This window comes from Pantoea sp. 18069 (assembly GCF_902706035.1).
Taxonomy (GTDB): Bacteria; Pseudomonadota; Gammaproteobacteria; order Burkholderiales; family Burkholderiaceae_C; genus Comamonas.
The window spans coordinates 1-375 of record NZ_CACSJA010000161.1 but is presented as its reverse complement, the minus strand read 5'-3'; the positions used below and the strand labels follow the sequence as shown (position 1 = coordinate 375).

The window sequence follows — 375 nt, the reverse complement described above, 5'->3', positions numbered from 1 at the left end:
ACTGACCGTAGGTGGTACTGACATTGCTTTGCACAACGAACACGGCCTGGCCGGCGTCAGGGTCCGTCACATCGAGCTTGCCACCGGCAGTCAGTTGGCCGTCTTCGGTAACCGTTCCCAGATCGTCACCCGGCTTGCTCGGTGCAATCACCGCGCCATCGTCGTCACCATTGATGGTGATCGTGACCGTCTTGGTGTCAGTGCCACCTTTTCCATCGCTGACCTGGACCGTATAGGTTTCGGTACGCACATCGCCGGTCTTCAAAGATTGCGCTGCGACATTGTCGAGTTGGTAAGTCCACTGGCCGCTCGCGTCCACGCTAAAGCTGCCATAGGTTCCGGTGCTGGCGCCCACTACGCTGTAGCTGTGGGTGT

At 58.9% G+C, this 375-nt stretch carries 1 protein-coding gene; it reads right to left on the bottom strand.

The window, feature by feature from the left end; genetic code table 11:
• Positions 1 to 375 (bottom strand): VCBS domain-containing protein (locus GVL12_RS26050; protein WP_200844117.1); only part of this gene is annotated, 375 nt, incomplete at both ends.